This is a genomic window from Haloarcula sp. NS06 (assembly GCF_051122755.1).
GTDB lineage: Archaea > Halobacteriota > Halobacteria > Halobacteriales > Haloarculaceae > Haloarcula.
Genome location: NZ_CP184846.1, coordinates 1 through 24,435, shown reverse-complemented (window position 1 = coordinate 24,435; position 24,435 = coordinate 1). Strand labels below are relative to the sequence as shown.

The 24,435-nt window shown below is 59.4% G+C and carries 24 protein-coding genes and 1 pseudogene; 13 read left to right on the top strand and 12 right to left on the bottom strand.

The features are described from left to right. Positions 1-93: 93 nt before the first annotated feature. Positions 94-966, bottom strand: a complete 873-nt coding sequence (locus ACODNH_RS21850; RefSeq protein WP_306710538.1) for a universal stress protein — start codon at positions 964-966, stop codon at positions 94-96. 341 nt (positions 967-1,307) lie between these two features. Between ACODNH_RS21850 and ACODNH_RS21845 the strand changes: the two genes are divergently transcribed. The 3 genes from ACODNH_RS21845 to ACODNH_RS21835 all read left to right on the top strand — a co-directional run bounded on the left by ACODNH_RS21845 (position 1,308) and on the right by ACODNH_RS21835 (position 3,478). Further along, on the top strand, positions 1,308-2,072 hold the full coding sequence (locus ACODNH_RS21845) for an Lrp/AsnC family transcriptional regulator (RefSeq protein ID WP_306710541.1): 765 nt from the start codon (positions 1,308-1,310) through the stop codon (positions 2,070-2,072). A 292-nt stretch (positions 2,073-2,364) separates the two neighbouring features. After that, positions 2,365-2,724 carry a hypothetical protein gene (locus ACODNH_RS21840; RefSeq protein ID WP_306710543.1) on the top strand — a complete coding sequence of 120 codons (360 nt, stop codon included), beginning with the start codon at positions 2,365-2,367 and terminating at the stop codon, positions 2,722-2,724. Between the two features lie 43 nt (positions 2,725-2,767). Then, complete coding sequence (locus tag ACODNH_RS21835; RefSeq protein WP_306710545.1) at positions 2,768-3,478, top strand: potassium channel family protein; 711 nt, start codon at positions 2,768-2,770, stop codon at positions 3,476-3,478. A gap of 120 nt (positions 3,479-3,598) precedes the next feature. Here the strand turns inward: ACODNH_RS21835 and ACODNH_RS21830 are convergent, their stop codons facing one another. The 3 genes and pseudogenes from ACODNH_RS21830 to ACODNH_RS21820 form a co-directional block, all read right to left on the bottom strand. Continuing rightward, positions 3,599-4,258: a cytochrome c biogenesis protein CcdA gene (locus tag ACODNH_RS21830; RefSeq protein ID WP_306710547.1), complete on the bottom strand. Its 660-nt coding sequence runs from the start codon at positions 4,256-4,258 to the stop codon at positions 3,599-3,601. Between the two features lies 1 nt (position 4,259). After that, on the bottom strand, positions 4,260-4,787 hold the full coding sequence (locus tag ACODNH_RS21825) for a TlpA family protein disulfide reductase (protein ID WP_306710550.1): 528 nt from the start codon (positions 4,785-4,787) through the stop codon (positions 4,260-4,262). Beyond that, positions 4,784-5,462 (bottom strand): annotated as a pseudogene (locus tag ACODNH_RS21820) (SCO family protein). Before ACODNH_RS21820 ends, ACODNH_RS21825 begins: the two are co-directional and overlap by 4 nt. A gap of 489 nt (positions 5,463-5,951) precedes the next feature. On the opposite strand from ACODNH_RS21820, the gene fmdA reads away from it, so the two are divergent. From fmdA to ACODNH_RS21805, 3 genes are read left to right on the top strand one after another with little or no spacing between them, the layout of a single operon-like run. Next, complete coding sequence (fmdA, locus tag ACODNH_RS21815; protein ID WP_306710554.1) at positions 5,952-7,223, top strand: formamidase; 1,272 nt, start codon at positions 5,952-5,954, stop codon at positions 7,221-7,223. Positions 7,224-7,257: 34 nt separating this feature from the next. Further along, entirely contained in the window at positions 7,258-7,992 is a 735-nt protein-coding gene (locus tag ACODNH_RS21810; protein ID WP_434531831.1) for a TCP-1/cpn60 chaperonin family protein, read from the top strand. Further along, complete coding sequence (locus tag ACODNH_RS21805; RefSeq protein WP_434531830.1) at positions 7,941-8,873, top strand: TCP-1/cpn60 chaperonin family protein; 933 nt, start codon at positions 7,941-7,943, stop codon at positions 8,871-8,873. The genes ACODNH_RS21810 and ACODNH_RS21805 overlap by 52 nt, the downstream gene beginning before the upstream one ends. A gap of 63 nt (positions 8,874-8,936) precedes the next feature. On the opposite strand, the gene ACODNH_RS21800 is transcribed toward ACODNH_RS21805, so the two are convergent. Then, entirely contained in the window at positions 8,937-9,671 is a 735-nt protein-coding gene (locus tag ACODNH_RS21800; RefSeq protein WP_306710556.1) for a universal stress protein, read from the bottom strand. A gap of 2 nt (positions 9,672-9,673) precedes the next feature. After that, positions 9,674-11,104: an APC family permease gene (locus ACODNH_RS21795; protein WP_434531829.1), complete on the bottom strand. Its 1,431-nt coding sequence runs from the start codon at positions 11,102-11,104 to the stop codon at positions 9,674-9,676. A gap of 206 nt (positions 11,105-11,310) precedes the next feature. On the opposite strand from ACODNH_RS21795, the gene ACODNH_RS21790 reads away from it, so the two are divergent. Next, on the top strand, positions 11,311-11,787 hold the full coding sequence (locus ACODNH_RS21790) for a Mov34/MPN/PAD-1 family protein (RefSeq protein ID WP_306710558.1): 477 nt from the start codon (positions 11,311-11,313) through the stop codon (positions 11,785-11,787). Positions 11,788-11,874: 87 nt separating this feature from the next. On the opposite strand, the gene ACODNH_RS21785 is transcribed toward ACODNH_RS21790, so the two are convergent. Then, a complete protein-coding gene (locus tag ACODNH_RS21785; RefSeq protein WP_306710560.1) occupies positions 11,875-13,437 on the bottom strand; it encodes a sodium:solute symporter family protein in 1,563 nt (520 codons plus the stop codon). Between the two features lie 410 nt (positions 13,438-13,847). Between ACODNH_RS21785 and ACODNH_RS21780 the strand changes: the two genes are divergently transcribed. The 3 genes from ACODNH_RS21780 to ACODNH_RS21770 all read left to right on the top strand — a co-directional run bounded on the left by ACODNH_RS21780 (position 13,848) and on the right by ACODNH_RS21770 (position 17,086). Continuing rightward, positions 13,848-14,864 (top strand): AbrB/MazE/SpoVT family DNA-binding domain-containing protein, encoded by a 1,017-nt coding sequence (locus tag ACODNH_RS21780; RefSeq protein WP_306710562.1) that lies wholly within the window; start codon positions 13,848-13,850, stop codon positions 14,862-14,864. Positions 14,865-15,051: 187 nt separating this feature from the next. After that, the gene (locus ACODNH_RS21775; RefSeq protein ID WP_306710564.1) at positions 15,052-16,158 is read left to right on the top strand and encodes an agmatinase family protein; all 1,107 of its coding nucleotides are present in this window, start codon (positions 15,052-15,054) and stop codon (positions 16,156-16,158) included. Positions 16,159-16,420: 262 nt separating this feature from the next. After that, positions 16,421-17,086 carry an SDR family NAD(P)-dependent oxidoreductase gene (locus ACODNH_RS21770; RefSeq protein WP_434531828.1) on the top strand — a complete coding sequence of 222 codons (666 nt, stop codon included), beginning with the start codon at positions 16,421-16,423 and terminating at the stop codon, positions 17,084-17,086. Between the two features lie 103 nt (positions 17,087-17,189). Here the strand turns inward: ACODNH_RS21770 and ACODNH_RS21765 are convergent, their stop codons facing one another. The 4 genes from ACODNH_RS21765 to ACODNH_RS21750 form a co-directional block, all read right to left on the bottom strand. Next, positions 17,190-17,363: a hypothetical protein gene (locus ACODNH_RS21765; protein WP_306710567.1), complete on the bottom strand. Its 174-nt coding sequence runs from the start codon at positions 17,361-17,363 to the stop codon at positions 17,190-17,192. Between the two features lie 195 nt (positions 17,364-17,558). Then, the gene (locus tag ACODNH_RS21760) at positions 17,559-18,767 is read right to left on the bottom strand and encodes a PQQ-dependent sugar dehydrogenase (RefSeq protein ID WP_306710569.1); all 1,209 of its coding nucleotides are present in this window, start codon (positions 18,765-18,767) and stop codon (positions 17,559-17,561) included. Positions 18,768-18,840: 73 nt separating this feature from the next. Beyond that, entirely contained in the window at positions 18,841-19,170 is a 330-nt protein-coding gene (locus tag ACODNH_RS21755; protein WP_306710571.1) for a hypothetical protein, read from the bottom strand. A gap of 29 nt (positions 19,171-19,199) precedes the next feature. Continuing rightward, the gene (locus ACODNH_RS21750) at positions 19,200-19,391 is read right to left on the bottom strand and encodes a hypothetical protein (RefSeq protein ID WP_306710573.1); all 192 of its coding nucleotides are present in this window, start codon (positions 19,389-19,391) and stop codon (positions 19,200-19,202) included. An 84-nt stretch (positions 19,392-19,475) separates the two neighbouring features. On the opposite strand from ACODNH_RS21750, the gene ACODNH_RS21745 reads away from it, so the two are divergent. After that, on the top strand, positions 19,476-20,150 hold the full coding sequence (locus ACODNH_RS21745) for a ribonuclease HI family protein (RefSeq protein ID WP_434531827.1): 675 nt from the start codon (positions 19,476-19,478) through the stop codon (positions 20,148-20,150). A 120-nt stretch (positions 20,151-20,270) separates the two neighbouring features. Beyond that, the gene (locus ACODNH_RS21740) at positions 20,271-21,344 is read left to right on the top strand and encodes an NAD(P)/FAD-dependent oxidoreductase (protein ID WP_306710577.1); all 1,074 of its coding nucleotides are present in this window, start codon (positions 20,271-20,273) and stop codon (positions 21,342-21,344) included. Between the two features lie 142 nt (positions 21,345-21,486). On the opposite strand, the gene ACODNH_RS21735 is transcribed toward ACODNH_RS21740, so the two are convergent. After that, on the bottom strand, positions 21,487-21,885 hold the full coding sequence (locus ACODNH_RS21735; RefSeq protein ID WP_306710578.1) for a ribbon-helix-helix domain-containing protein: 399 nt from the start codon (positions 21,883-21,885) through the stop codon (positions 21,487-21,489). Positions 21,886-22,895: 1,010 nt separating this feature from the next. Between ACODNH_RS21735 and ACODNH_RS21730 the strand changes: the two genes are divergently transcribed. Next, positions 22,896-24,251 carry a sulfatase gene (locus tag ACODNH_RS21730; RefSeq protein WP_434531826.1) on the top strand — a complete coding sequence of 452 codons (1,356 nt, stop codon included), beginning with the start codon at positions 22,896-22,898 and terminating at the stop codon, positions 24,249-24,251. The last annotated feature ends 184 nt before the right edge of the window (positions 24,252-24,435 follow it).

Genomic DNA, 24,435 nt, shown 5'->3' with positions numbered 1-24,435 from the left:
AAGTACTGGTGAGCTACGCGACTTCGCTATAGCACTGCATACACTAACATCACGGTTTCGGGGTCACGTCTCGGAATACTCAGTCTATCGAAGTCAGTTTCGCTCGAAGCTGAAACCGCCATCGCCGTCTCCCTGTACGGTCAGAACTGCATTCTCGGATTCTTCTGTTACGGCTGCAGTCACTGAGCCCGTTACGAACTCTCGAAGGCGGCTTTGGGTTGGTTTCCCTATCACAGTGACCGTATAATGCGTAGACTCGTTGATTATTGCTTCCGCAACATCAGGTGCTTCGAGATGCCATGTGTCGAGGGTGACCGACTCCGGGAGACGGGTTCGCGCTGTTTCGAACAGCTTTGATGCTCTTGCCACCGCAGTCTCGTCTTTCGTTTCAGACACGTGGAAGAGGTCAAGGGGTGCGTCTGCGCCCATCGCTAACGCGCCGCCGACAACAACTCCGAGAGCAGAATGTGTGCCTTCGGCAATCGGGACAAGTACCGATGAGATTCCCGAGGCAGGTCGTGAATATGTAACGGAGACAACATCGCACGATGCTTTCTTTCGCATCCGGTCGGCTGCGTTGCCTCGAAGTCCTTCACCAAACAGTTCGGGTGTGTGCTCGTCCAACACAGCCAACTGGACGTGGCGCCGTTGTGCGACCTTGATTGCGGTCTTGAGTGGGCTATCGGTCTCTTCAACAATCAAATGCGCGTCAGCAGTGTGCGTCTCGTCCAGTCGTGCCTGCAGTAGCTTTCGACCGACTGAAGTTGTCTCTGAACTCCGGGTAGCGCCGCCCGTGAGAAAATCAAGAACGAGCAGTTCCCCATCGATACCGTCCGCGATGTTCAGCGCAGTCTCGAACGTGAAATCGTCGTGTGTACTGAAAATCGGGTAGAGAATTCGTTGTGGCGGAGCAGCAGTATCAGAGCGCTCCAGAAACTCCTGCAGACTGGTTTCTGTGTGAGTCATGCTACGTACTGATTGTTTATCCGTAATAAGTGCGTGGAGATATTGCGGATAGCGTATTAGATGTATGCTGTAGCTCAGATATACCAAAAGCCAACACCGAGGACACGCGCCTGTCCGTCTGTGTAGGCGCAACACGTTCCGGAGCGGTGTCGCAAACAGTGTTTGAATCGCTGTATAGGTCAATCGGCGAATGAACCACCTAGACCGCGGTAATAGCCCGACTCCAAGTCGACGATGTCTCGTTATGATCGGTTACTCGCCGAGTCAAATTGTCGACTGTCATCTTTAGCCGCCGTCGGGTTAAGGGAAAAAGGGATTGCCACGCCCCCTGTAGTTCCAGTATGAGTCGGCGTCTCGACGAAATCGACAGGCGCATCATCTACGCGTTGCAACAGGATGCACGGAACATCTCGGCCCCGATGGTCGCTGATGAGATGGATGTCTCCCCAGGGACGATTCGCAACCGCATCGACCAGCTCGAAGATGCAAGCATCATCAAGGGGTATCACGCCGATATCGACTACGAGCGGTGTGAGAGTCGCCTGACCAATCTGTTCGTCTGTAACACCTCTGCGAGCGAGCGAGAGAATCTGGCCAGAAAGGCGCTCACGGTCCCCGGCGTGGTAAACGTTCGAGAACTCCGGACCGGCCGTGGCAACCTCCAGATCAAGGCCGTGGGCGAGGAAATGAGTGATCTCACGCGGATTGCCCACCAGCTCAGCAAGCTTGGCCTCGAGATAGAGGACGAAGACCTGATTCAGGAGGAGTATTTTACCCCCTACGAACCCTTCGGACCGGATGGCGCGAGTAAGCAGGGGGCGATGACCGACATGGTGTCGCTCTCCGGTGGTGCGGAAGTGGTCGACGTAACCGTCAGCCCGAATGCCCCGATTGTGGAGACGACACTTCGTGATGCGAACGAACAGTCACTACTCGACGAAGCGGTCCTTATCATCGCAATTGAGCGTGGCGATGAGATGATTACGCCGAAAGGCGATACGGTAATCCGTTCCGGAGACCTTATCTCTGTGTTTTCTCGGAACGGTGTCCCCGAGTCGACGCTGGACGCGTTCGGTGAGACGAACGAAGCGATTACGCCGTCATAGATCCTCCTGCTGACTATTCTTCCTGCGCACGGGTTTTGTACTGAATTGCCTGTTCCTCTTGTCCTGACGGTGTTCGGACAGACAGTCACGGCAAGCACACAACGAATGTATTTCTTGTTGATTCTATTTTGGAATGCAGAATATATATTATTCAGTATCAGGATTCAGTAGTTGGTTGGCAATACTTATGACGATACAATATTCTAGCAGTGACAACGATCTCAGCGATACCAGAATAGTAGTCTGGAAGATACGCCGACTGCCGTATAAACGAGATGGATACGACGAACATATGACTGGACTTGATACTGAACCGCCTGAGGACGTCTCTGAAGAAGCGATCACTGCGCTGCAGGACAGTAGTGACACCCAACTCAGGGCGATCATCCACTACGCACAGCAGTTGCTCCACGACCACCCACCACTCACAGAGGCAATCGAAGCCCGTGAAGGGGAGACACTCGTGCGAACGAAGGAGTACGAGGCATACACCATTGTCGTTGTCGAACGATCTGACAGTGCTGGGGAGAGGCGTGGCCCCTTCGCCTACCGCGTCCAGTGGGAACCCGATATCGAAGGAGAAGACGGCAAGTACCGGTGGCACTATCTCGGGAAGGTATGCAATGGTGACCGGTTGGTGAGTGACGCGTGATCCCTGCTGTATATGGACTGCAAAGCAACCACACACAGAATATATGTACATAATCACTGTCGGAGCGGGCGATATTGGAACGCCGCTCATCGAAATTGCAACAGGAACCGGAAACGAAGTCGTCGTCATCGAGCAGGACGCTGCGAGAGCGGATGAAGTCGCCAACGAGTTCGACTGTATGGTCCTCAACGCGGATGCGACCGTCAAAGAAACGCTGGAGGATGCCGGTGCCAACCGCGCAGATGCGATCATCACGACGACGGATCAAGATGCGACAAACGTCATGATCTCCCTTCTGGCACAGGAACTGGAAATCCCTGCAATTGTGTCAGTCGTCCATAATCCGGAGCACATGAACCTGTTTAAACAGATCGGCGTCAACACGATGGAGAACCCACAGCGTCTCATTGCGGAATCACTCTTCAGATCCGTGGACCGGCCATCGATTGTTGATTATATGCGAGTCGGTGATGTTGCGGAAGTGTTCGAAATCACAGTCACCGAGAAGGCACCGATTGCCGGGCTGACACTCATTGAAGCCGACGAGGAGGGACTGTTAGATGCCGAGACGCTCGTTGTCGCGATTGAGCGGAACGACGCGGACGCGCCTATCACACCACGAGGGCAGACACGCATCGAAGCGGGTGATCTATTGACGGTGTACTCTGGTTCAGGGGCGACACCCGAAGTGACGGACATCTTCGGCCATTACGAGGACCACGCAACGAAGAATTCGAACAGGTTCGGCCTATGAGCAGTCCGCTGTCCGCCTATCTGAGGACCCGCTAATCGATATCCGATGATGAGACTCCAATTATGCCGCTGTTCCAGCCCCGACTGTGGGGCTACCCACTACAATTAAGCTCGATTGAACCTACACCACGCCGAGCTTGAACACTGAGAGGTAAATCTGCCCGCCGCCAGCAAGTATCATCACGACGGCTGCGATCTGGTGTATCCGGTGCAGGTACGTGCCAAAGGTGCGCCAAATGCCGATTCCAACGCCTGCAAGAAGTGTCACGCCGACAAGCGGAACCGCGACGCCGAGTGCGTACGCTGTGAGGACGAGAAGACTTGTGTGGACTGGCAGTGCAAGCGCCTGGGTGACCACGCCGAAGAACAGCGGCACGACACAGCCAGCTGCGGCGACCGCGTACACAGCACCGAACACGCCAAATCCAGTTACTGATGCCGGTCGCTCTGGCAGCGGGACGCGGAGTTCAGGCTCACGGTTCAGGAGCATCACGACGCCGAACGCGATCAGACCAAGTCCGATAACTGGTTCGAGCATCGGGAGTGCGTTCTTGAGCGGTTGGCCGAGTGCGAGGACGAGCAGCGCAACGAGGGTAAGCGCAGCAAGCGCTCCGCCAGCAGCGGCGGTGGCCGGTGGCAGCATACTCACATCACCGTCGCTTTCACGCAGGTAATACCCGATGTACCCCGGAAGAAGTGGGAACGCACACGGGGCAAAAAACGTCGCGACGCCAGCGCTGGCAGCGAACGCAAGTGTCCCGAATACGGCGACTTCAGCCATCTTACACCAGTGCGTCGAGTTCGTCTCGGAGCGTCTCTTCCTCGGCGAGCCCGCTGTGACCGAACTGGACAGTTCCGCTTTCGTCAGCAATCGCGATGTACGGAAGTCCGTCTGCCCCGAACGCCGCAAGCAACTCGCTGCCGGGGTCCAAGCCGACAGTCCAGGCTCCGCCATTGCGGTTCCACCACTCGCTGATATCAGCCCTCGTCAGTGTCTCATTCGGCCGCTCGTTCGTCACTGAGACGAACGACACGTCGGTGTACTCGGGCCGGATCGCGTCGAGTATCTCAAGCTGGTCGTCACAGGGCGCACACCACGTAGCGAACAGGTCGACCACCGTGACAGTTCCCGGCGTCGGCACGGCCGTTTCGCCTGCCGACGAGCCGCGTGCATCGAGGGTTTCAACGCGAACCGGAAGCTGTTCTGTGTCTTGGAGCTGGATACCTGACAGCCCGTTCTGGGCAACCCAGAGACTCCCACCGGTGAGACCGAGTCCGGTCATCGCCGCAACGACCTGCCGGCGGTTCACGCGGTTCTCACCGTTTCAAGATCGGCAATGATTGTTTCTTCGTCCGGTGACTTCGAGCGGTAAGCACGCTCGACGAACCCATCGGCGTTGACCAGTAGCGTCAGTGCTGTGTGCGTGAACATGTACATATCCATATCCTCGGGTTCAGTTCGCTGGAACATGACCCCGAACTGGTCCTGTATGACAGCCTTCGCCCGTTTCTTTGACGCCGGTCGAAGGAACTGCCAGCTTCCGCTATCGGCGTCGACGTTCATCTTGTCAGCGTACGCTCCGAGTCGTTCTGCGGTATCACGGGCGGGGTCGAAACGTCATCGGGAGGAACCGGACATCAGCGGCGTAGCCGTTGTTCTGTGCGTGGCTCTGAATGTTCCGCTGGGTCGAGATGAGGACAGGGCAGACAGTCTGGCAGTGGCTATAAAAGAACGTGAGGAGAGTCGGTGTTTCAATATCGCGCAACCGAACCTTGCGTGATTCAGTCGGTGTGGCGACACGTACGTCCGGAATCTGTTCACCCCATGCGGGATACGGAACATCGCTGCTCTCGAACTCCCGGTCGGGTTCTTCGAGCACGACATCGGGATTCGAGTCGCCGAAGCGACCACTACCGAGACAGCCGGCCATTCCGACAATTGTTCCAACCGCACCCGTCGATTTGAGAACCGTCCGTCGGCGCATACGCGGTACTTGTGCCCTCGAATATTTGGAGAATCTGGTGTGACTCTCGTAAAACCACAGAGCAGTGAAAGAGACGATTTTCGGACCCGGTCGGACTCCGGAGGAGTGGGGCGACGCTTATATTAGCAGTACGTATCACGTTTCACCGTGACGCTGTGTACCACGTACTTTCTGGCGGGGTCCGCTCGAATCACGTAACATAGCACAGCGTCTTGTTAATTTAGGGGAGCAGTGGCATATCAACTGGTACACTGTGATAGTTGGTGTGTGGTGAATTATCATACACCAATATCAAAAAGAGAAACTATTCGAAGTTATACCGCTAGTTTGAGAAGAGTGGATTTGGATATATTCTCCGTATTAAAATGGGTTTGTAGTTATATCTCGAAGTACGGGTAGTCAATGTTTCGTATCTTGGAGCAGAAGTGTAGGTCCGAAACGTCAATCGTCCGAACACTTATGTGTAATCTATCCGATACTGTAGTCGTAATGCCAGAAACGAAGTTCGAGGTCGATGTCGACAGCGAGCCAGACGAACAGCCGGGCGCGAACCCGTTCAATCGGTGGCACCCGGACATCCCGGCGGTCGTCGAAGCGGACCCTGGTGAGAGTATGCGACTGGAAGCTCTCGACTGGACCGGCGGACAGATAACCGATAACGACAACGCCAACGAGGTCCGCGACGTGGATCTCTCGCAAGTGCATTATCTCGCAGGGCCCGTTCACGTCAACGGTGCCGAGCCGGGTGACCTGCTGAAAGTCGAGTTCCACGACATGGGGCCGCTCAACGATCGCTCCGAGTTCGGGTTCACTGGCACGTTCTCCCAGCAAAACGGCGGCGGCTTCCTGACCGACCACTTCCCCAAAGCGGCCAAATCTATCTGGGACATCGACGGCTACACGGTCTCCTCGCGCCACATTCCCGATGTCGAGTACGAGGGGAAGATTCATCCCGGCCTCGCGGGGTGTGCCCCCAGCGAAGAACTGCTGGAAGCGTGGAACGAACGCGAACAGGCACTCATCGACAAACACGCCGAGGACCCCGAATCGATACCGAACCATCCGACCGGGAAGGAAGAGCCAGCCGTGGCGAATCCGCCGACGCCCGACGGTGCGCTCATGGGGGAGATGGACCCCGACGAGGCCGAAGAGGCTGCCGAAGTCGCGGCCCGAACCGTTCCGCCCCGGGAACATGGCGGGAACCACGACATCAAGGACCTCTCCATCGGCTCAACGGTGTACTTCCCGGTGTACGTCGAGGGCGCGAAGTTCGGCATCGGCGACTTCCACGCCTCGCAGGGCGACGGCGAGATATCCTTCTGTGGCGCTATCGAGATGGCCGCCTACGTCGACCTCGAGTTCGACCTCGTGAAAGACGGGATGGAGAAGTTCGGTGTCGACCACCCGATCTTCGAGCCGGGCCACCGCGGGCCGAACTTCGAGGACTACGTCACCTTCTGTGGCTACTCTGTCACGGAGGACGGCGAGCAGAAGTACATCGATTCACACACCGCGTATCGGCGAGCCTGTCTCCAGGCTATCGATTATCTCAAGCAGTTCGGCTACACCGGCCAGCAGGCGCTGCACATCCTCGGGACTGTCCCCGTTGAAGGGCGACAGAGCGGTGTCGTGGACGTTCCAAACGCCTGCTCGACGCTGGCGCTCCCGACGGGCGCGTTCGACTTCGACGCGTCACCCGAAGGTATCGAACACAACAGCACCGACCGCGGTGACCTCTGTGTCACTGACGACCCACTGTAATGAGGGCCAGAGACAACGAGGACTGTCGACACTGATGTTGGGAGAGACGACTGAAGATGACGGCAATGACGAGCCGAATCCCACGCACACCGCCGCAGGTGAACTCGCCGACGCAATTCGGACGACACTCGGACCTAACGGGCTGGACAAGATGGTCGTCGGTGAGAACGGGACAGTCATCGTCACGAACGACGGGTCGAGTATCGTCGAATGGATGGATATCACGCATCCGGTCGGCCGGTTGGTCGAGCAGGCCGCGGCTGCACAGGACAGCGCCGTCGGGGACGGGACGACGACGGCAGTTGTGCTGGTCGGGGCACTGCTCGAGGAAGCCGCGGCGCTTCGTTCGGACGGGCTTCATCCGACGACAATCATCGACGGCTACGTCAGGGCTGCCGAAGCTGCCCTTGACCAGCTTGAGCAGTACGAACGTGGCCTGCACAGCCGAAACGACGACCGACTGATACAGATTGCGAGGACCGCCGTCACGGGGCGGTGGGACGACGCTTCGACCGACCGATTCGCCGAATTGACTCTTAGTGCGCTGCAGGCAGTCGAGTTCGACACATCGCGGCTCACGCTCAAATCCTACCCCGGCGGCGAACTCCGTGAATCCGTCTGTCTCGACGGAGTGGTGGTCGATCTGAGACATCATCAACATCCCTCGAAGCGCTCAGTCACCCAAGCATCCAAACGCACGACGAGCCGGCTATCGCGATGGTCGACGCCGAAATCGGCATCGAGGAACCAAACCACATCGAATCGGTAGAGCTGCAGAATGCGACACAGCGGAGCGCGTTTCAGGACCACGAACAGGACCGGAAGACGGAACTGGTAGAGCAGGTGGTGCAGTCGGGTGCGACCGTGCTCCTCTGTCAGAAATCCATCGACGAGGCAGTCAGGACTGCGCTCGCGCAACGGGGCGTACTCCCCGTCGAGCGGACCCGGCGGGACGAGTTCGATGTCATCGCCCGGGCGACGGGAAGCACGCCAGTCATGTCCGTCGACGACCTGACCGTGGACAGCACCGGCACTGTCGAATCGGTCACGCAGCGGACGGTCGGGACCACACAGACGCTCACGCTGCAGGGCTGCCCAGAGGAACAACGAGCAACACTACTGCTCCGTGGCGGCACGCCACACGTTGCGGACGAGGTCCGTCGCATCGTGGCGGATTGTATCGACGTTACGCGTGTCACACTCGATGACGGCGTGTTCGTGCCCGGCGGCGGTGCGGTTCCGACCGCACTGGCGATAGACATCGCTGCCCTGTCCCGTGGGATACCAGACCGGACACAGCTCGTCTTCGATGGGTTTGGAGCCGCGCTGGAAGCCCTCCCCCGGACACTGGCCACGAACGCGGGCACAGACCCATTGAGCACGCTGACAGCGATAAAACAGCGACACGACGCCGGCGCGGCGACGGTCGGTGTCGGCCCCGATGGACATCCCCGGGATATGGTTGCGGCGGGTGTTCTGGAACCATCCACAGTGTTCAGGAGTGCTCTGCAACGGGCAGTCGCTGTTGTGACACAGATCCTCCGGGTTGACGACATCGTGCAGATTAGCGCAGACGAGCGCAGAACTGACGCTGAACACGACCACGCCCACGCGGCAACGGGTGGCTATCCGTGGGCAGTGGGGCACTGAGGGCATGACAAGAGAGTAAGCACCGGCAGCTATCCAGCCGACCGGATGCTGAGTCAGGGTGGGTTACCCGTCTTCGTCCTCTTCAGCGCGTTCGCGCTGGACTACGAACACCGGCCCGAGGAACCGGTTCGCGACCTGATCGGCTGGCATCCCGAACACGAACGTCGACAGCGACGGGTCGGTTTCACCCATCACGACCGTGTCAAACGCATCAGCAACGTCGACAATTGCGTCAAGGGGGTCCTGATCGCGGTCGATCCGTGTCTCGATAGTCGACGGGTCCATGCCGAACTCCGCCAACCGGTCCGCCATTCCGCCGAGTAGTGTCTTGATATCGTCGTCTGTTGTATCTTCGTCCGCAACGTGATATAACGTCACATCGGCGTCCATGTCTCCGAACACACTGGCGACGACACGGGAGAGACGGTCAACGCCAATGGCCCCACGGACTGGGACCAGTACGTCTTCGACCGGCCCTGTGGCGTTCGGAACGAGAACAGCCATGCAGTCGTGCTCGGCAATCATGCGATCGATGGTCTTCTGGCCGTCGTGTGTGAACACGAGTCGCCGCTCGACGGTGGCCCCGGCGTCCTCGAACATCTCCTCGTAATCATCGAGCCGTTCCGTGGCCCGGTCCTCGAACTGCATCCGGGCCTGGCCGGGCGCAGTCTGTTCCGGGATGACGTGATACCCCAGCAGGACGACATGTGCATGGGCGAGCAGTTCGGGGACACCCTCCGGGACCGATTCTCCCTCGAGGACGCGAATCGGGACGAGTATGGATAAACGGTCAGTCATACTCAGATATCTCCCTTGAGTGTCACGTCCCCAGCGTAATAACGGTACCAGAGGTACGAGGCGAGCATGACCACGATGCCGATGCCGATTGACGCGGGCTGCATGAAGATGATCAGTCCGAAGCTCGCGAGCGCGCCCACGACCGGGACCACTGGATAGCCCGGCACTCGATAGCTTGGCGAGTACCACTCGGGATTTCGACGGCGCAACACGAGCAGGGCGATACACATCAGCCCGTACATAATCAGGTGGAGAAACGAGGCGACTTCGGCGAGGAGTTCGACCCGGCCAGTCGCGACGAGGACGAGGATTGGACCGCCAGCAGAGAGCAATGCGATGTGTGGCGTGCCGTATCGAAGGTTGACTTCACTCGCCTTTCTGGGGAGCAACGCGTCGCGGCTCAGAGCGTACACGGCCCGGGAAGCACTGAGAATTGACGCGTTCGCACTCGAGAACGTCGCCAACAGCCCGGCACCCAGAATCGCAACCGCACCGGGCAGCCCAAGGAAGTCACGGGCGACTTCGACCATCGCGGTCTCCCCGAACTCCCCCAGCCGATCAGCACCGAACGCGCTGGTCGCGACGAAAATCGTCACGACGTAAAAAACGGTCACAATCAGGACCGAGCCGACCATCGCCAGCGGAAGATTCCGACCCGGCTGTTTGATTTCACCTGCGACAGTTGCGACCTGGGCGAATCCCAGATACGACGTGAACACGAGCGCAGCGGTCGTCAAAACCCGAAAGTACCCCCTGGAAAAGAACTGCTCCGGCACGGTGCCGCCGCCGAAGACGCCCACAGCGTCGAGGACACCGTAGGAAAGGAATCCCGTGAGCACGACGAGGAGGACCCCCACCACCACGTTCTGAATCTTCGCGGTGTTTTCGGTGCCGCCGATACTCAGTGCCGTCAGTGCAGCCCCGAACAGCAACCCGATGCCGATGACCGGACTGAACGGGAGCGCGACGTTTAGCTCAGCGAACACGGCGCTCGCGTAGTGGCCGAGCCCGACCAGATAGAACGCCGAGGCGAACATCAGTCCGAGCCACAGTCCGAGGCCCACGATCGCGCCATACGCCGTCCCCATCCCGCGCGAGATGAAGTAGTACCCGCCACCGCTCCGTGGCATCGCCGTGGCGAGTTCGGAGGTCGGAAGCGCCACGAGCAACGCGATCAGCCCGCCGATTGCGAACGAAAGGGTGGCTGCAAGGCCAGCGTTTGCGGCCGCCAGCCCCGGAAACACGAAGATTCCAGCACCGATCATCGTCCCGATTCCGATTGCCAGCCCACCGACCAGCCCGATAGTCCGTTCCAGTTCAACGTTGTCGTCGTGGACGACTGCGTCGTCGGTGACGGCTTCCGGTTCCTCAGCAGGTACCTCACCGGCGATGTTCTCGCCCGCTGCGTCGACATCGACAGGCTGGTCAACCATATGCCAGAAATTGTATCACCTACCCGATAAAACCGCCGACGAAATGCGTGCCGACTCCGCAGGCCACAGCGCCGGTGAACTGGATGAGCAGCCGGCGCGTAGCGCCACATAGAGAACCATCTCTGTGGGCTCGCGAAACCCCGCTTGCGGCTCCGGAAGCCAGTGAGCCGGCCACACACTACCGGCTGGCCAGTCGAAACAACTCTATGTCTCGGTCACTTGCTGTGAATACTGTGCGTTTCAGTCATCGGGCCCGAGCGCTCACGGTTCCCGACGACATTCGGGACGCGATAGCGGCGCACATCGCGGCGAGTCATCCCCACGAGGCCGGAGGATACCTCGCGTGTACGCTACAGGATGACCAGTTGTATGCGACCGATCACGTCCCGCTCGAAAATGTTTCACCGAGGCCGCGGCGTCGGTTCGCCGCCACGGCACCCGATCAGGTTCCGCCGGAGCCTCGCGTGTTCTATCACTCACACACGTCGGCGTCAACGCCGTCCGGTCTGACGGGCACCGACCGACGGAACATCCGTGACCGGTTCGCGCTCGTCGTGTTTGCCCCACACGGGGAGCCCTACAGTTACCGGCTGTTCCGACTGGGGTTGTTTAATTGGCAAGAGGTCCCAGTGATGGGAGAAGCATCCCATGAAGAGCCGACCAGACTGCCACGGCTCATCTGAGGTAACTGGTCTAAGTGTGGCAACTCGGGGCTGCTATGTGCTGTTCGACAGCGTAGTCGGAAGCACTGGTGATAAAGCGGTATGTACTCAGTCTTCCTCTCCGCCGGCCACGATGTTGGGGTTGCTCTGTTTCTCGACGCTGTATATCGGGTAGTCATCCTTGGTGACGAAGGCGATCACCAGGAACGCCACGAGTCCCACCGCGGCGGCGATGAACGTCGGCAGGCCGTCAAAAGCGGCGGTGAAGATGTCGTTAGGGATGTACAGAAGCGTGTTCTCGTAGGCGTAGGTCGTCGGCACCATCACGAAGAGCACGAGACGGGTGGCGGAGCCGGCAATCATCGAGCCGAGTGCTGCCGGCGTGGTCGCGATATCGGACCAGTATAGTCCCATCACAAGCGGGACAAACGCGCCGGCCAGCATGATATCGAACGCCAGCACGAGCAACATCCCGGTCGCGGAAACCCGTATTGCGAGGAACACGCCAAGTAGCGTTATCGGGACTGACATCAGGCGCGTGACGGTGAGCAGCTTGTCACTCTCCGAACCAAAGAAGCCCTCGTCGACGCCGCCGTCCGCGGCGGCTGCCGGGCTGGCGGTACCCTCTTCGTCGACGCGGATGTTACCGATGTTCCGGGCAATAACGGCAGAGGTTCCCAGAATCGCCCCATCGCTCGTCGAGAATGAGGCGGCGACGATACCGGCGAGGACGAGTGCGGCCAGCCACGGCGGCACGGCGTTCTGGAGGAGCGTATACAGCACGGCCTGGTTCCCGGCCTCGACACCGAGGGAGGCGAGAATCGGGTTCGCCGACAGCGCAACGACGGAGAACGGGACGCCGATAATCAGCGTACCGGCAGCCCCGATGAAGCAGGCTTTCTGTGCAGTCTCGGGGCTGTCAGCCGCAAACACCCGCTCCATGAAGTCGATTGCGACGATGTCACCGAGACCGAGGGCGACGATGGTAGCGAGGTTGATGTACGCCCCCTGACTCGGGTCGGTGAGCTGCCCGAGGTTCGTCGGCCCCATCCCGGATGGAATCGTGATGCCATAGTTCGTCGTGACGTAGACGATGAGCGCGATGGAGCCGATGAACGCGACGCCCGCCTGTAACACGTCGGTGTAGGCGACCGAGAACAGCCCGCCGGCGACAGTGTACGTGAGCACGAGTCCGGCGATGATGAACACGCCCACTTGGAAGCTCGTCCCGACGAAAATCTGGAAGAGGTAGCCACCGGCGACGAGGTTCCCCGCAAGCAGGAACGCATAGGCGACGGACATAATTATGCTTGCGACGATCTCGGCGGTCCGACCGTACTTTCGGCGGTAGAAGTCCGGCAGCGTCGTGAGGTTGAGTCGGTTCATCGGCTTCGCAAAGAACAGCCCGGTGAGGAACAGACAGAGCGCCAGCCCGACAGGCAGTGCAGCGCCGGCCCAGAAACCAAAGCCTGCTGCGAGGTCGGTGTTCCCAAGCGTCGCGTTCGAGTCGAGCGATTGCGCCATCAGCGTCGCCGCGGCCAGCGGGAGAATGAGTCCCCGACCGGCGACGATGTAGTTGATACTGTCGCCGTTGACCTTCTTCGCGACGTAGAACCCGATCGCCATCATCGTCACGATGGTGGCGGCAAGCCCGTAGAGGATGACGCTCACGGCGAACCACCACTGTTGACGATTGGACAACTATAATCGCCTCTGTAGCCCGATTCCACAGTTTTACGCCCAGATTGGTTCCGGGCCGGACGGTATTGAGTCACATCAGTTTCGTTTTGAGGACTACATAAAGCGATTATGACAGTATTGTTTACACAGTAGAGTTATCCCGCAACGAGCATGGACTGTAGGAGTGTGTTAGTGGACACATGTACGGTGCGTAACTCCTAGGACTGTTTTAATACCTTAGCTGCGCAGGCACTTGCATATCGTTCAGTTTCTTGCGAATGTGGAGAATTTGTTTCAACCGGAAGTAGAAAATGCGCCCTAATCTGATAAGAGATAGAGCGATTGATGGACGTTTCGAAAATCCATAGGAGTGGTGCGTGGTGACGCCCGATCCGATTCGAATGAAACGGAAAGTCCAGCAGCTGGGCTCGTCCACGCTGGCGGTGACACTGCCCGTGGACTGGGCACGGCAACACGACATCTCGAAGGGTGACGAGGTCATCGTCCAGCGCGACGAAAATGGTGGGTCGCTGCTCGTCGTCCCCGAACAGCCCACTATCGAGGACGTAGAGGCGACCATCGACGCCGACGCGCTGACCCCTGACGCGCTGGAGCGGGCCATCATCACGCAGTACGTTCTTGGCCGACAGCTCATCCGAATCGAGGCGACGGCACCGCTGGAGACCGAACACCGTACCGCCGTAATGAATGCCGAGCGTCGACTAATGGGGCTGGGTATCGTTGAACAGGCCGAAACAACGGTGACAGTGCGATGCTCGGTCGCGCCCGAGGACTTCGACCTCCCGACGCTGCTGGGCCGACTTAGTCGCACCGAGGCGGTGATACGTGGGGACGCGATTTCCGCGCTCATCGAGGGTGACACGGCCCTCATCGAGACGGTGGAGAGCCGCCAGGCCCAGGTCGAGAAGCTGTTTTACCTGTTCCTGCGTCTGGTGTTTACTATCTACCGGAACCCGCGACTGAACCAGACTGTCGGGCTGGAGACAGGCTTTCCACTGATCGGGTACCGCTCGGTCGCACAGGACGTGGTCTTGATGGCCGACACGGCCATCGAGATCGCGGGGCTGGCGAGCGACTCGGCGACACCCGACCAACGGACCGCCTCGAAGCTCACCGAACTCGGTGACGCGCTCGATGACGCCGCGAGCGCGACCCGGTCGGCAGTGACGACCCCCGACTACGACGCGACCGAAGACGCCCGCGCCGCGTTCGACCTGGTCGATGACAGGATCGCCGAACTGAACGCCCACCTCGAAGCCGAACGTCCCGAACCGTTGCTGGCGCTCCAGCGCGCTGTGGTCCTGCTCGAACGTAGCGCCAGACACGCCCGCGACAGCCTCTCAGTTGCGACGCATCTGGCCTTCCGGAACGACCCTTCTCTGGTCACCGGGGAGTAACTGCTGACCGAGAGGGGCGAGCCAGCATTAAATTCCTTAAGGAAACTCGAACGGTACATGTCCACTCGTGGTCATAAGGGTGGGTTTTACACATCCGAAGGAACGCTTATCCGTAGTTCGCAATCATCTACTTTTGTCGATACACACGCTGGGTTCGACCAGTTCGAGCCCGGGAAACCACTATATCATGACTAACCGAAACGGCGACGACATCTACGGCGAAAAGCACAAAGAAGCGAACGAACCCATTTTCAGCGGCATCCCGACGTTCCTCAAACTCCCAGAAGTCGAACGCGACGCGCTCGATGAAGAGGATGTCGACATCGGTATTCTCGGTGCACCGCTGGACACGGCGACGACTATCCGTCCGGGCACCCGCTACGGCCCGCGTGCAGTCCGGGCCGCCTCGACGGTCCCCTCGCCCCCCTACGAGCATTTCAACATCGAGACCGGCGTCGACCCCTTCGACACATTTAGTGTGGCCGACACCGGCGATGCAGCCGTCTCTCCCGGGGACACCCGTGAGAGCCAACTGAACATCGAGGACGCGGTCTACGAAATCAGCGAGCAGGCCACGCCCATTGTCATCGGCGGCGACCACTCTATTTCCTACCCGGACATCAAGGGCTGGGCCGAAGCGAACGGCTACGACGACATCGGCCTCATCCACTTCGACTGTCACGCGGACACGGGCGACGAGGGCCTTACCGGCTTCGAGTACGACCACGGGGCGTGGGTCAAGCGCGTCTTCGACGACGACCTCATGGCCGGAGAGAACTACACGCTCATCGGTCCGCGTGGGTTCTGGCCCGGTCCGGACACCTATGAGGAGATGCGAGAGGCAGATATGAAGTGGTACACCTCCATGGATGTCGGCGGGATGGACCTCGACGATATCGTCGCCGACGCGGTCCAGCGAGCTACTGACGGGACCGACGCAGTGTGGGTCTCTTTCGACGTGGACGTGATGGAGCCGGCCTACGCACCCGGCACCGGCGAACCCGAACCCGGCGGCCTCGTTCCGCGGGAAGCCATCTACATGGTCCGCGAGGTTGTGAAGGCCCTCGACCCAGAGGACTTCGGCTTCGACGTGGTCGAAGTCTCCCCGGCCTACGACACCAGCGACAGTAGTTCCTACAACGGGGGCGTCACCAGCGGGCTGGCCAACCGTCTCATCATCGAGGTCATGGGGAGCATGGCACTCGCAGAAAAGGGACTGGAATCGGGGGACCCGATCAAGCCCAAGGAACCGCTCGGTCCCACGGAGGAAGCCGAGACGCCTGCCGACGACTGACAGCACGCCGCGGTACGCGGTTCAATCGCTATTGTTGTACTCCGTTGGTGGAATGTACTTGGGGGGTGGTGTGTCGGCCGATGGACGCTGGCTCGGATGACGCGAAAAGGGGACACCGGACAGCAGCCGGTCATCAAGCGTTGCGAGTACCCGCGCATTTTTGCTTATCACAGCGCTATATCGAAAAGTGGTAGCAATTCAGCCGGAGCTGGACGGGCGTACTGCTCTTGTGACAGGGTCTGCGAAGCGTGTCGGCCGAGAGATGCTCCTCGAGTTGGCAGCTGCCGGTGCCGATGTCGCCGTACATTACCGGACGAGCGAAGAAGCGGCGGCGGAGACAGCAGCCGACGCACGGGCCCACGGTGTGGAGGCAACAACCGTACAGGGCGACGTAACGGAACCCGAAGCCGTTGATTCGCTGTTCTCGGACTGTGAATCGGAACTTGGCGATGTCGATATCTTGGTCAACGCAGTCGGTCCGCTCCCACAGGGGCGGTGGGACGAGTTGTCCCTCGACGAGTGGAAAACCGCTGTGGAAGGGTGTCTGTATTCGACGTACCTCTGCTCGCAGCGCGCGCTCCCGCCGATGCGGTCAGCCGGCTGGGGGCGGATTGTCAACTTCGGCGTGGCGGATGCGCGAGATGATAGAGCAGTCCCGATGAACTTCCCGTACTTCGCAGCGAAGAAGGCTGTCCTGCAGTTTACGCGAACCCTGGCGTATGATACGCAGGACGATGGGATTACGGTCAACACCGTGTCGCCCTTTGCGGTCGAAAACACTGTCGTGGACGTCTCAGAGTTCCCGCGTGGGCGGGCAGCCACATTCGAGGACGTTGCGGCACCGATTCTGTTTTTCTGTAGTGATGCGGCTGACTACATTTCCGGCCAGAATGTGGCCATCGACGGTGGTCGGCTACAGGAAGCGTGACCGGTCAGGAAGCGATCTATTCGCGCCCATGTGACATATATTTATTGTACATCTCTGTAGAAGCTTCGATCGCATCCTGAAAGCGGCGTCTATGTCTGAGATGTCAGACGCTATCAGCGGTCTCCGGTTCATCGCTGTTCTGCCGTGCAAGTACGATGCCGGCAATGAAGCACGCGGCCCCCAGTCCGTACAGGCCATAGCTCAGTGGTGCCGAAACGAGGAACCCTGCGACGATCAGTACTCCGAACGCAACGTGCAGAATCGCAGTCTGATTCACAGCCAGTTTAGCGGGTTCAGAAGCAAAAATGACGCGGTCCGAGGCTTGCTGTTCCGGGACGAATCGGTGCAAATCTGTGTGGGGCTATGCGACCGGAGCGCCACCTTGCCAGCGCTGACGCACTCCTCCAGCACCAATTCAGGCTCTGGGAACGGGTCGCCGGCCCTCCATGCCGTTGTCGACGAATTTCCCGCCTCAGGCGGGCCGGAGTCGGACAATCGGTGCATTCGGCGCGTCAACAACAGCAAGGATATGGCCGCTCCCGGATTCAATCACGACATCGCGGATTCGCCACCCTCGGTCGGCAAGGAGAGGCGTCGCCTCCTCAACCGTTCGCCCGTCGACGGTGAACCGGGCGAGGTACTGCGAGGCTAGCCCGCCGACGAGCAAATCACCGGTCCACTCGGAAAAGGCATCGCCGGTGTAGAAAGTCGCGCCGCTGGGCGGGAACCCTCCCGAACCACACTCCCACGAATACACCGGTGCAATGACATCGTCACGCTCCGCGTGGCTGACGCCGATCGGGTCGCCGCTGCCGTAGGTACAGCCCTCGTCGGCGACCGGCCAGCCGTAGTTCGCGCCCCGTTCGACGATGTTGATTTCGTCGCCGTCCTGTTCACCGAACTCAGCCTGCCAGATTGCACCGGTGTCGGGGTGGACGGTCATTCCCTGTGCGTTGCGGTGGCCGTAGCTGAATATCGACGCGACCGCGTTCGGGTCGTCAGTGAACGGGTTCGAATCGGGAATCCCGCCTGAGGGCGTCAATCGAAGTGTGGTCCCGAGTTCGTTCGTCCGGTCCTGTGCGACGTGGTCGGGCCCGAAGTCCTTGAACTGCCTGTCGCCCACAGTCATGTACACCAGTCCGTCAGGGCCGAACACGACGCGGGACCCGAAATGGCCGTCGGAGTCGACAAACGGCTCGGCGACGTGTAGTTGTTCAAACGTTTCGAACTTCGCGTCAGCCACGTTCAGGCGACCACGGCCCAGATGTGTGGCCGACTCACCGCTGTCGTTAGCCTTCGAATATGTCAGATACACCCACGCCGGGTCCGGAAAATCGGGATGGAGCGCCGCATCGAGCATCCCGCCCTGTCCGCTCGCGTACACCGACGGTGCATTACTGATCGGTGTGACTGTGCCGTCGGCTGGATCAACCAGCACCACGCGGCCGACGCGCTCTGTGACCAGCAATTGCGAGTCATCAGACAGCGGCGTGATGCTCCACGGCGATTCGAGCCCGTCGGCGACGGTCTCGACAGTCACAGCCGTCGCTGCATCGTCGGTCTGTCCGGAATCCGTCACTGTATCGCCGCCCCCTTGCTGGTCGTCACTGGGAGCACTACAGCCAGTCAGTGCCCCCGCAACCGTGAGCCCGCTCGCAGCGAGGAAGGTCCGTCTGTCCATCGTGGCCACGGCTACGGCCTCAGTACTGTTAACTGCGGTCCCAACTGCGGACAGTCCATTGAATTCATGCGCTCTACGACCTGGCGTGTTTGACGGCATCCTCAGCGGTGTCGCCGACGTACTCGTAGAACTGTCCGCGCAAGCTGTCGCTGTGCTGTGACATCTGTGTAATGACTGCAACATGGTCGCTTTCGACGGCGAAGACGATGTCAAGCTGTAGTCCGTAAAACTCACCGCGCAGTGTGAATTCGTTGTCCGGGTACAGGTCGTCGTGATTCGGTGACGCGCGTCGGCACACGTAGCCGGTGTGTTCCCGCAGCACGGTTTTGAGTTGCTCTGGCGTGAGATATCGGTCAGCTTTCTCTGCAGCGGTGTGGCTTACTTCGATCCGATCGACGTTCATCAGATATCTATCCGGTAGGCAGCGACGGCTTATTTGGACTCCCATCCGTAGCTTCCAGTCGTTGGAGCAAACAACGCGGCAACCGCTGGAGAGCTGTACGGTATCGGCTGGTCAAGCGTTCCACGCCACCGAAGCGAATTGTTGTTCAGTTCGACAACCGCGGACCGTCCTTCCGCAAGCATTCGGTCGGCGATATCGATAGCCTGTGTGAGCTCCGTCACCGAGAGATGTCCGTACGCCGGCCGCCCGTCCTTGGGCCTGTTGCGGCGAAGTGTCTTTTACCCGCCCGCAGTTACATATCATAGATGGACCGTCAGGATCAGCCGGCAGGTGACAGAGAGCGTCTGCCAGCCGAGACGCTCTCGCCGCTGGCGACGCGGGTCGATGAGCTGCTTGCGCTGTATCGATATGAACTCACCCCCGCTATCGATGCGATTAATGCGGCCGTTGCTGGCTACGGTGGCCTGTTCGACCCGGAGACCACGGCTGATGAAATACGGACCGCAATCGAGGAAGTCCTCGAATCCAGCCCGCCACCGAGACAGCAGGCTGCGGCTGCTGTCGCCGCGTCACAGGTCGTCCTCTATGTGGACGGCAGCGCGCACAGTAACGGACCGGCTGGAGCCGGTGCTGTGATTCAGGCCGACGGGACACCGATTGCCCGGCTCGGACGGCCAGTCGGCTCCCGGACGAACAACAATGTCGCCGAATACGCTGCCCTCCACCTTGGACTACAGGCGCTAGCGGCACGATGTGACCCGGAATCAGTTGAGATACGCATCGATTCAATGACTGTCATCAACCACATCTGGGGCGACAGCGAGAGCACTGTGAAGGCGACTCCGTACAGCACCGCAATCACTGACCATCTGTCGGCACTGCCGGCCCATGAGTGGACGCATCTGGCCGACAGTGATCCGAATCCGGCTGATGCACAGGCGACGGTCGGGGCTGATATCGCAGCCCTCGGTCCTGGGTGAGACAGAGGGCCAGCGAGCCTGTCGTTCCCGTCGCTCAAGAAGTCAGTCACCAGTGACACATTACTGTGTCGATGGCCGCTGTTCTGCTGTTTTTATTCCTTGAGCACGTGTTTTATGATAATGTATACCGATGGGCAGTTCGACTATGATGTGGCCGTGGTCGGCGGTGGGCCGGCCGGACTGACGAGCGCACTGTACACCTCCCGACTGGGGATGGACACGGTTGTTATCAACCGCGGTGGGGGCCGCGCTGCGATGATGACCGACACTCACAACGTCATCGGCGTCACCGAGGACGTTTCGGGGAACGAATTTCTAGAGACGGCACGCGAACAGGTGCAGGACTACGGCGGAACCTATGAGCGGGGCTTCGTTGAGTCAGTGGACCCACTTGCCGACGAGGATGAGGATGGCTTCACCGTGACGACGAGCGACGGCGAGCTGGCAGTTAAGCGAGTTGTGCTGGCGACCGGGTTCGCCGACGAGCGTCCGGACCCGCCGCTGCCACGGACCGGCAAGGGGCTGCACTGGTGTCTCCACTGTGACGCGTTCATGTTTGTCGGCGAACCGGTCTTCGTCATGGGGACCGGCGAAGCCGCGGCCCACGTCGCGATGATTATGCTAAACTACACCGACGACGTTGACATCCTGACTCGCGGCGAAACGCCGGAGTGGAGCGACGAGACGCAGACGATGCTTGACAATCACCCGGTCGAGATCGTCGAGACGGAGCTCTCCGGGAAGCAGACTGACGACGACGGCTGGCTATCCGCCTACGAATTCGAGGACGGAAGCGTTCGGGAGTACAAGGGTGGCTTCCCGATGCTGGGGTCGGACTACCACGCGGAACTGGCCGATGAACTGGGGCTCAATAGAAACGACGACGGGACAGTGGCTGTCGACGACCACGGCGAGACCAGTGTCTCCGGCGTCTACGCCGTCGGCGACCTGACGCCGGGCCACAACCAGATCCCGATCGCCATGGGCGAAGGTGCAGACGCGGGTATTGCGATCCACAAAGACCTCAGGAAGTACCCGCGTTCAGTCGACGACATCGAGTCCGAGGGAGCGGTCGAAGATGCGGAGGTGCCCGCTGTCTCCGAAGAACTGTTCGCCACGGCGCTGGCGCATGAGGGACACGCTGCTGGGCCACGCTCGGAAGAAGCGCCAGAGGCCCGCGCTGACGACGACTGACGCTCCGGAGAACAGACGCTCGCTGATGAGCGGTGTAAAGATACGGAGAACTGGTCACCGTTTTACCGAGGCGAGGACACAGCCACAGAGATTTCCAACGATGGACGCCGCGAGGCGACAAGTACCAGTTCCGAGAAGAAGCTTACTCGTCGTCGGTTTCGCGCTGTCGATAGGGTTCAAGCAAGTCATCGAGGAGCAAACAGCGAGGGTCAGTAACGGGGTACGCGGTGTCGATGTACTCCTCTGCCGTCTCGATGTCACCGCGAATAGCGAACTGTCGGACGCGCGCGGCGTTCTCGTAGAAGTTCTCGTTGATCTCTGGTGACATTTCGCCCCGGCTGGAAACCGGCTGGTGTTGAAAGACTTCTTTCTGTAGTTCGTCGAAATCAACCATCTCGGGTTCGTAGTCCTCGATTTCCGAAAGGACGTACTCAACGGCGAACCGCTGAAACTCGGACTTGTTCGAGAAGACACCCTCTTCTACCATCTCCTCAACGCAGTCCATCACCGCTTCAGGGAACCGAACCGTTGACTTGACCACGTATTACTCATCAGACTGTCGACCCATATAAAATATACTCCCGCGGGTTTGGCACACTGTGTCTTGGCTCTGCTAAAGTCCTATTTTCAGATAGAAAACAGGCAAAAACAGTCGGTCGCAGAAAGGTGCGTATGTGCAGTTCAGGAACTGGTCGTGGGGTCCACTGTTCCGGGGGCAGTCTCGCAACGTTCCCAGAACGTGTAGTCACCCCACACTTCGGCATCGGTGGTTGGATCACGAATGGCGAAACTGAGTTCTACACATCCCACGAGATGTTCGGACGACTCTCTCTGATAGGCAGATTTGAGGCTTTTAGCGATGATTTTTGCTCGCTGGGACCCGGAGACTGTGAGGTAATAATCGTACTGGAGCGGCTCCATAATTTCACTCGGCTGGAGGACAACTTCACCATCCCCTGCAGTCGGCCCTTGAGTCCCAATCTGTCCGGTATATAGCCCAACAGCCGTTCTTGTGTCATCCACCGCAGTCAGTTCAACCGGTAACTCCGTCTCGGAGAGATTGATGATCCGTACCATCCGAAGAATAACCGAAGGCGACTCATTTTGCTGGCTACATCCCGAGACAACCGGAAGCGTCAACATTGGAAGGAATTGGAGGTACTTTCTTCGACGAAGGACCATGGGCGACTCTTCTAGGTGTCAGACAATCCAATTAAAAGACTTGTTGATAGAATTGTCCTCTGTACTGGACGGCCGGGGTACAAAACTAACACTTGCCGCTGATTGCAACAGAGCCTGTGTCTTGAATTTCTGGCATAGTCCAAGAAGTGATGGGTTATGTAAAATATTATATTTTTGTAACGGCAACAAGCGGTGAATCTGGCGCTTACTGATAGAAGAGTTCTCCGCCGGCAACCGCTGAATAACCGACTGGCTCTGTCCCGAGTGGTCGATGTGATTCCCAGACGGGTCGAGACGGAACACCAGTGCCGTTGTGAGAGAACGGTTACAGAACATACTTTTGCCGTGAAGACCTCCTAAAGCCTGACAATGGGTCGGCCAAACGTGTTACTCGTCGTTCTTGACTGCGTACGCGCGGCGAACACCTCGCTGTTGGGTCATCGGCGCAAGACCACACCCTTCCTCGAAGAATTCGGTCGTGAGGCGACAGTGTACACGCAGGCACGGACGACCGCAAGCTGGTCGCTGCCGGCCCATACGAGCCTATTCACCGGTGTTCCGTCCGAGGGCCACGAACTCCAGATAACCGAACGGCTACAACCCGGCCAGACAATCTTTGATTTCCTCGATGGGGAGGGCTACGAAACCGGCGTATTCACCGAGAACCCGTATCTCACGGTTCACCCGTCCGGACTCAGTGACAGCTTCGAGACCGTCGTTACGGAACGGCCCGATTCGACAGACGTTGACGACCCGTCCGAGACCCGCAACGGTGTCGACGGATTCTGGTACGCTGATAGGCTGACTGAGTGGATCGACGAACAAGCGGAGTCCTGGGCTGCGTGCCTGAATCTGATGGATGCGCATATGCCGTACGTGACGCGGGACGCCTACGATGAGTGGGGGGCAGACTTTTACTGGGCCATGCACGACGAACTCCCGATCAAGTGGGAGTGGAGCGTCTATGGGGAGCAACTCCCGGCGGGCGTCGGACAACTGCTCGAACCGCTGTACGACGGAGCGATTCGACAGACTGACGCCATTCTAGAGCAGGTCGTCGGTGCTCTGGAGGCACGCGGTGTGTTAGACGACACGCTCGTGGTCATCACGTCGGACCACGGTGATGGGTTCGGAGAGCCGCCACAGGCCGCCACAGAGCCACCGGCCGTCATGCACGGGATGGGCACACAGGAGGAACTGTTTCACGTCCCACTGGTCGTCCACGGACCGGGGCAGACCGAGGGACAGCGAATCGAGTCCCTGGCGACGTTAGCACAGTTTCCCGACGCTGTGCTGGCTGCCTTCGACGGCGAAGCGGACGATTCCGGGTGGTTCGCCGCACCCGATGGACAAACGACTGCATACCAAGCACCACCGACCGGCCAGACGGCGGAGTACGCCGAGCAGTACACTGACGAACCCGACCGGTTCCGGCAGTCTGCGTCACTCGTCTATCGTGATGGGCCCGGCGACACCGTATACAAGCGCGCAGCGTGGGGGGATGATGAGTACGAAGCGGTCGTGCGGGGCCGGCGGTCTGAGTCCATCGACGGCACACCTATCGACCGCCCACCGTCCGACGTTGTCGCTGACTCCGCAGAGCGGAGTGAGACACTCGACATCACCGAACTCGCTACCGGAGAAGATGAAATGGCAGAATACGACATCGATGGCTTTGACGACATAGATCTCCAGTCGCGGCTGGAGCGGCTCGGTTATCTTTGAAACGGTGTCATCAGGCCGAAACCGAGCATCGTTCGCCACACTCGCGGTACAGCTACTGTATTTACAATGCCTGAACAGAATCGAAAGGGATGTTTGTCACAACTTGATTTGTACGAACGATGTATAGCGATATTCTCGTTCCAACGGATGGGAGTGCGTCAATGGAGCAGGTACTGGAACACAC

What these genes read in the sequence shown, in the direction of transcription:
- ACODNH_RS21840 (WP_306710543.1), top strand. Translation starts at nt 2,365, where the DNA reads ATGACTGGACTTGATACTGAACCGCCTGAGGACGTCTCTGAAGAAGCG.
- ACODNH_RS21850 (WP_306710538.1), bottom strand. Translation starts at nt 966, where the DNA reads ATGACTCACACAGAAACCAGTCTGCAGGAGTTTCTGGAGCGCTCTGAT.
- ACODNH_RS21805 (WP_434531830.1), top strand. Translation starts at nt 7,941, where the DNA reads ATGGTCGACGCCGAAATCGGCATCGAGGAACCAAACCACATCGAATCG.
- ACODNH_RS21845 (WP_306710541.1), top strand. Translation starts at nt 1,308, where the DNA reads ATGAGTCGGCGTCTCGACGAAATCGACAGGCGCATCATCTACGCGTTG.
- ACODNH_RS21740 (WP_306710577.1), top strand. Translation starts at nt 20,271, where the DNA reads ATGTATACCGATGGGCAGTTCGACTATGATGTGGCCGTGGTCGGCGGT.
- ACODNH_RS21795 (WP_434531829.1), bottom strand. Translation starts at nt 11,104, where the DNA reads ATGGTTGACCAGCCTGTCGATGTCGACGCAGCGGGCGAGAACATCGCC.
- ACODNH_RS21770 (WP_434531828.1), top strand. Translation starts at nt 16,421, where the DNA reads ATGCTCCTCGAGTTGGCAGCTGCCGGTGCCGATGTCGCCGTACATTAC.
- ACODNH_RS21745 (WP_434531827.1), top strand. Translation starts at nt 19,476, where the DNA reads ATGGACCGTCAGGATCAGCCGGCAGGTGACAGAGAGCGTCTGCCAGCC.
- fmdA (WP_306710554.1), top strand. Translation starts at nt 5,952, where the DNA reads ATGCCAGAAACGAAGTTCGAGGTCGATGTCGACAGCGAGCCAGACGAA.
- ACODNH_RS21760 (WP_306710569.1), bottom strand. Translation starts at nt 18,767, where the DNA reads ATGGACAGACGGACCTTCCTCGCTGCGAGCGGGCTCACGGTTGCGGGG.
- ACODNH_RS21800 (WP_306710556.1), bottom strand. Translation starts at nt 9,671, where the DNA reads ATGACTGACCGTTTATCCATACTCGTCCCGATTCGCGTCCTCGAGGGA.
- ACODNH_RS21730 (WP_434531826.1), top strand. Translation starts at nt 22,896, where the DNA reads ATGGGTCGGCCAAACGTGTTACTCGTCGTTCTTGACTGCGTACGCGCG.
- ACODNH_RS21790 (WP_306710558.1), top strand. Translation starts at nt 11,311, where the DNA reads ATGTCTCGGTCACTTGCTGTGAATACTGTGCGTTTCAGTCATCGGGCC.
- ACODNH_RS21755 (WP_306710571.1), bottom strand. Translation starts at nt 19,170, where the DNA reads ATGAACGTCGATCGGATCGAAGTAAGCCACACCGCTGCAGAGAAAGCT.
- ACODNH_RS21830 (WP_306710547.1), bottom strand. Translation starts at nt 4,258, where the DNA reads ATGGCTGAAGTCGCCGTATTCGGGACACTTGCGTTCGCTGCCAGCGCT.
- ACODNH_RS21775 (WP_306710564.1), top strand. Translation starts at nt 15,052, where the DNA reads ATGACTAACCGAAACGGCGACGACATCTACGGCGAAAAGCACAAAGAA.
- ACODNH_RS21835 (WP_306710545.1), top strand. Translation starts at nt 2,768, where the DNA reads ATGTACATAATCACTGTCGGAGCGGGCGATATTGGAACGCCGCTCATC.
- ACODNH_RS21780 (WP_306710562.1), top strand. Translation starts at nt 13,848, where the DNA reads ATGAAACGGAAAGTCCAGCAGCTGGGCTCGTCCACGCTGGCGGTGACA.
- ACODNH_RS21810 (WP_434531831.1), top strand. Translation starts at nt 7,258, where the DNA reads ATGTTGGGAGAGACGACTGAAGATGACGGCAATGACGAGCCGAATCCC.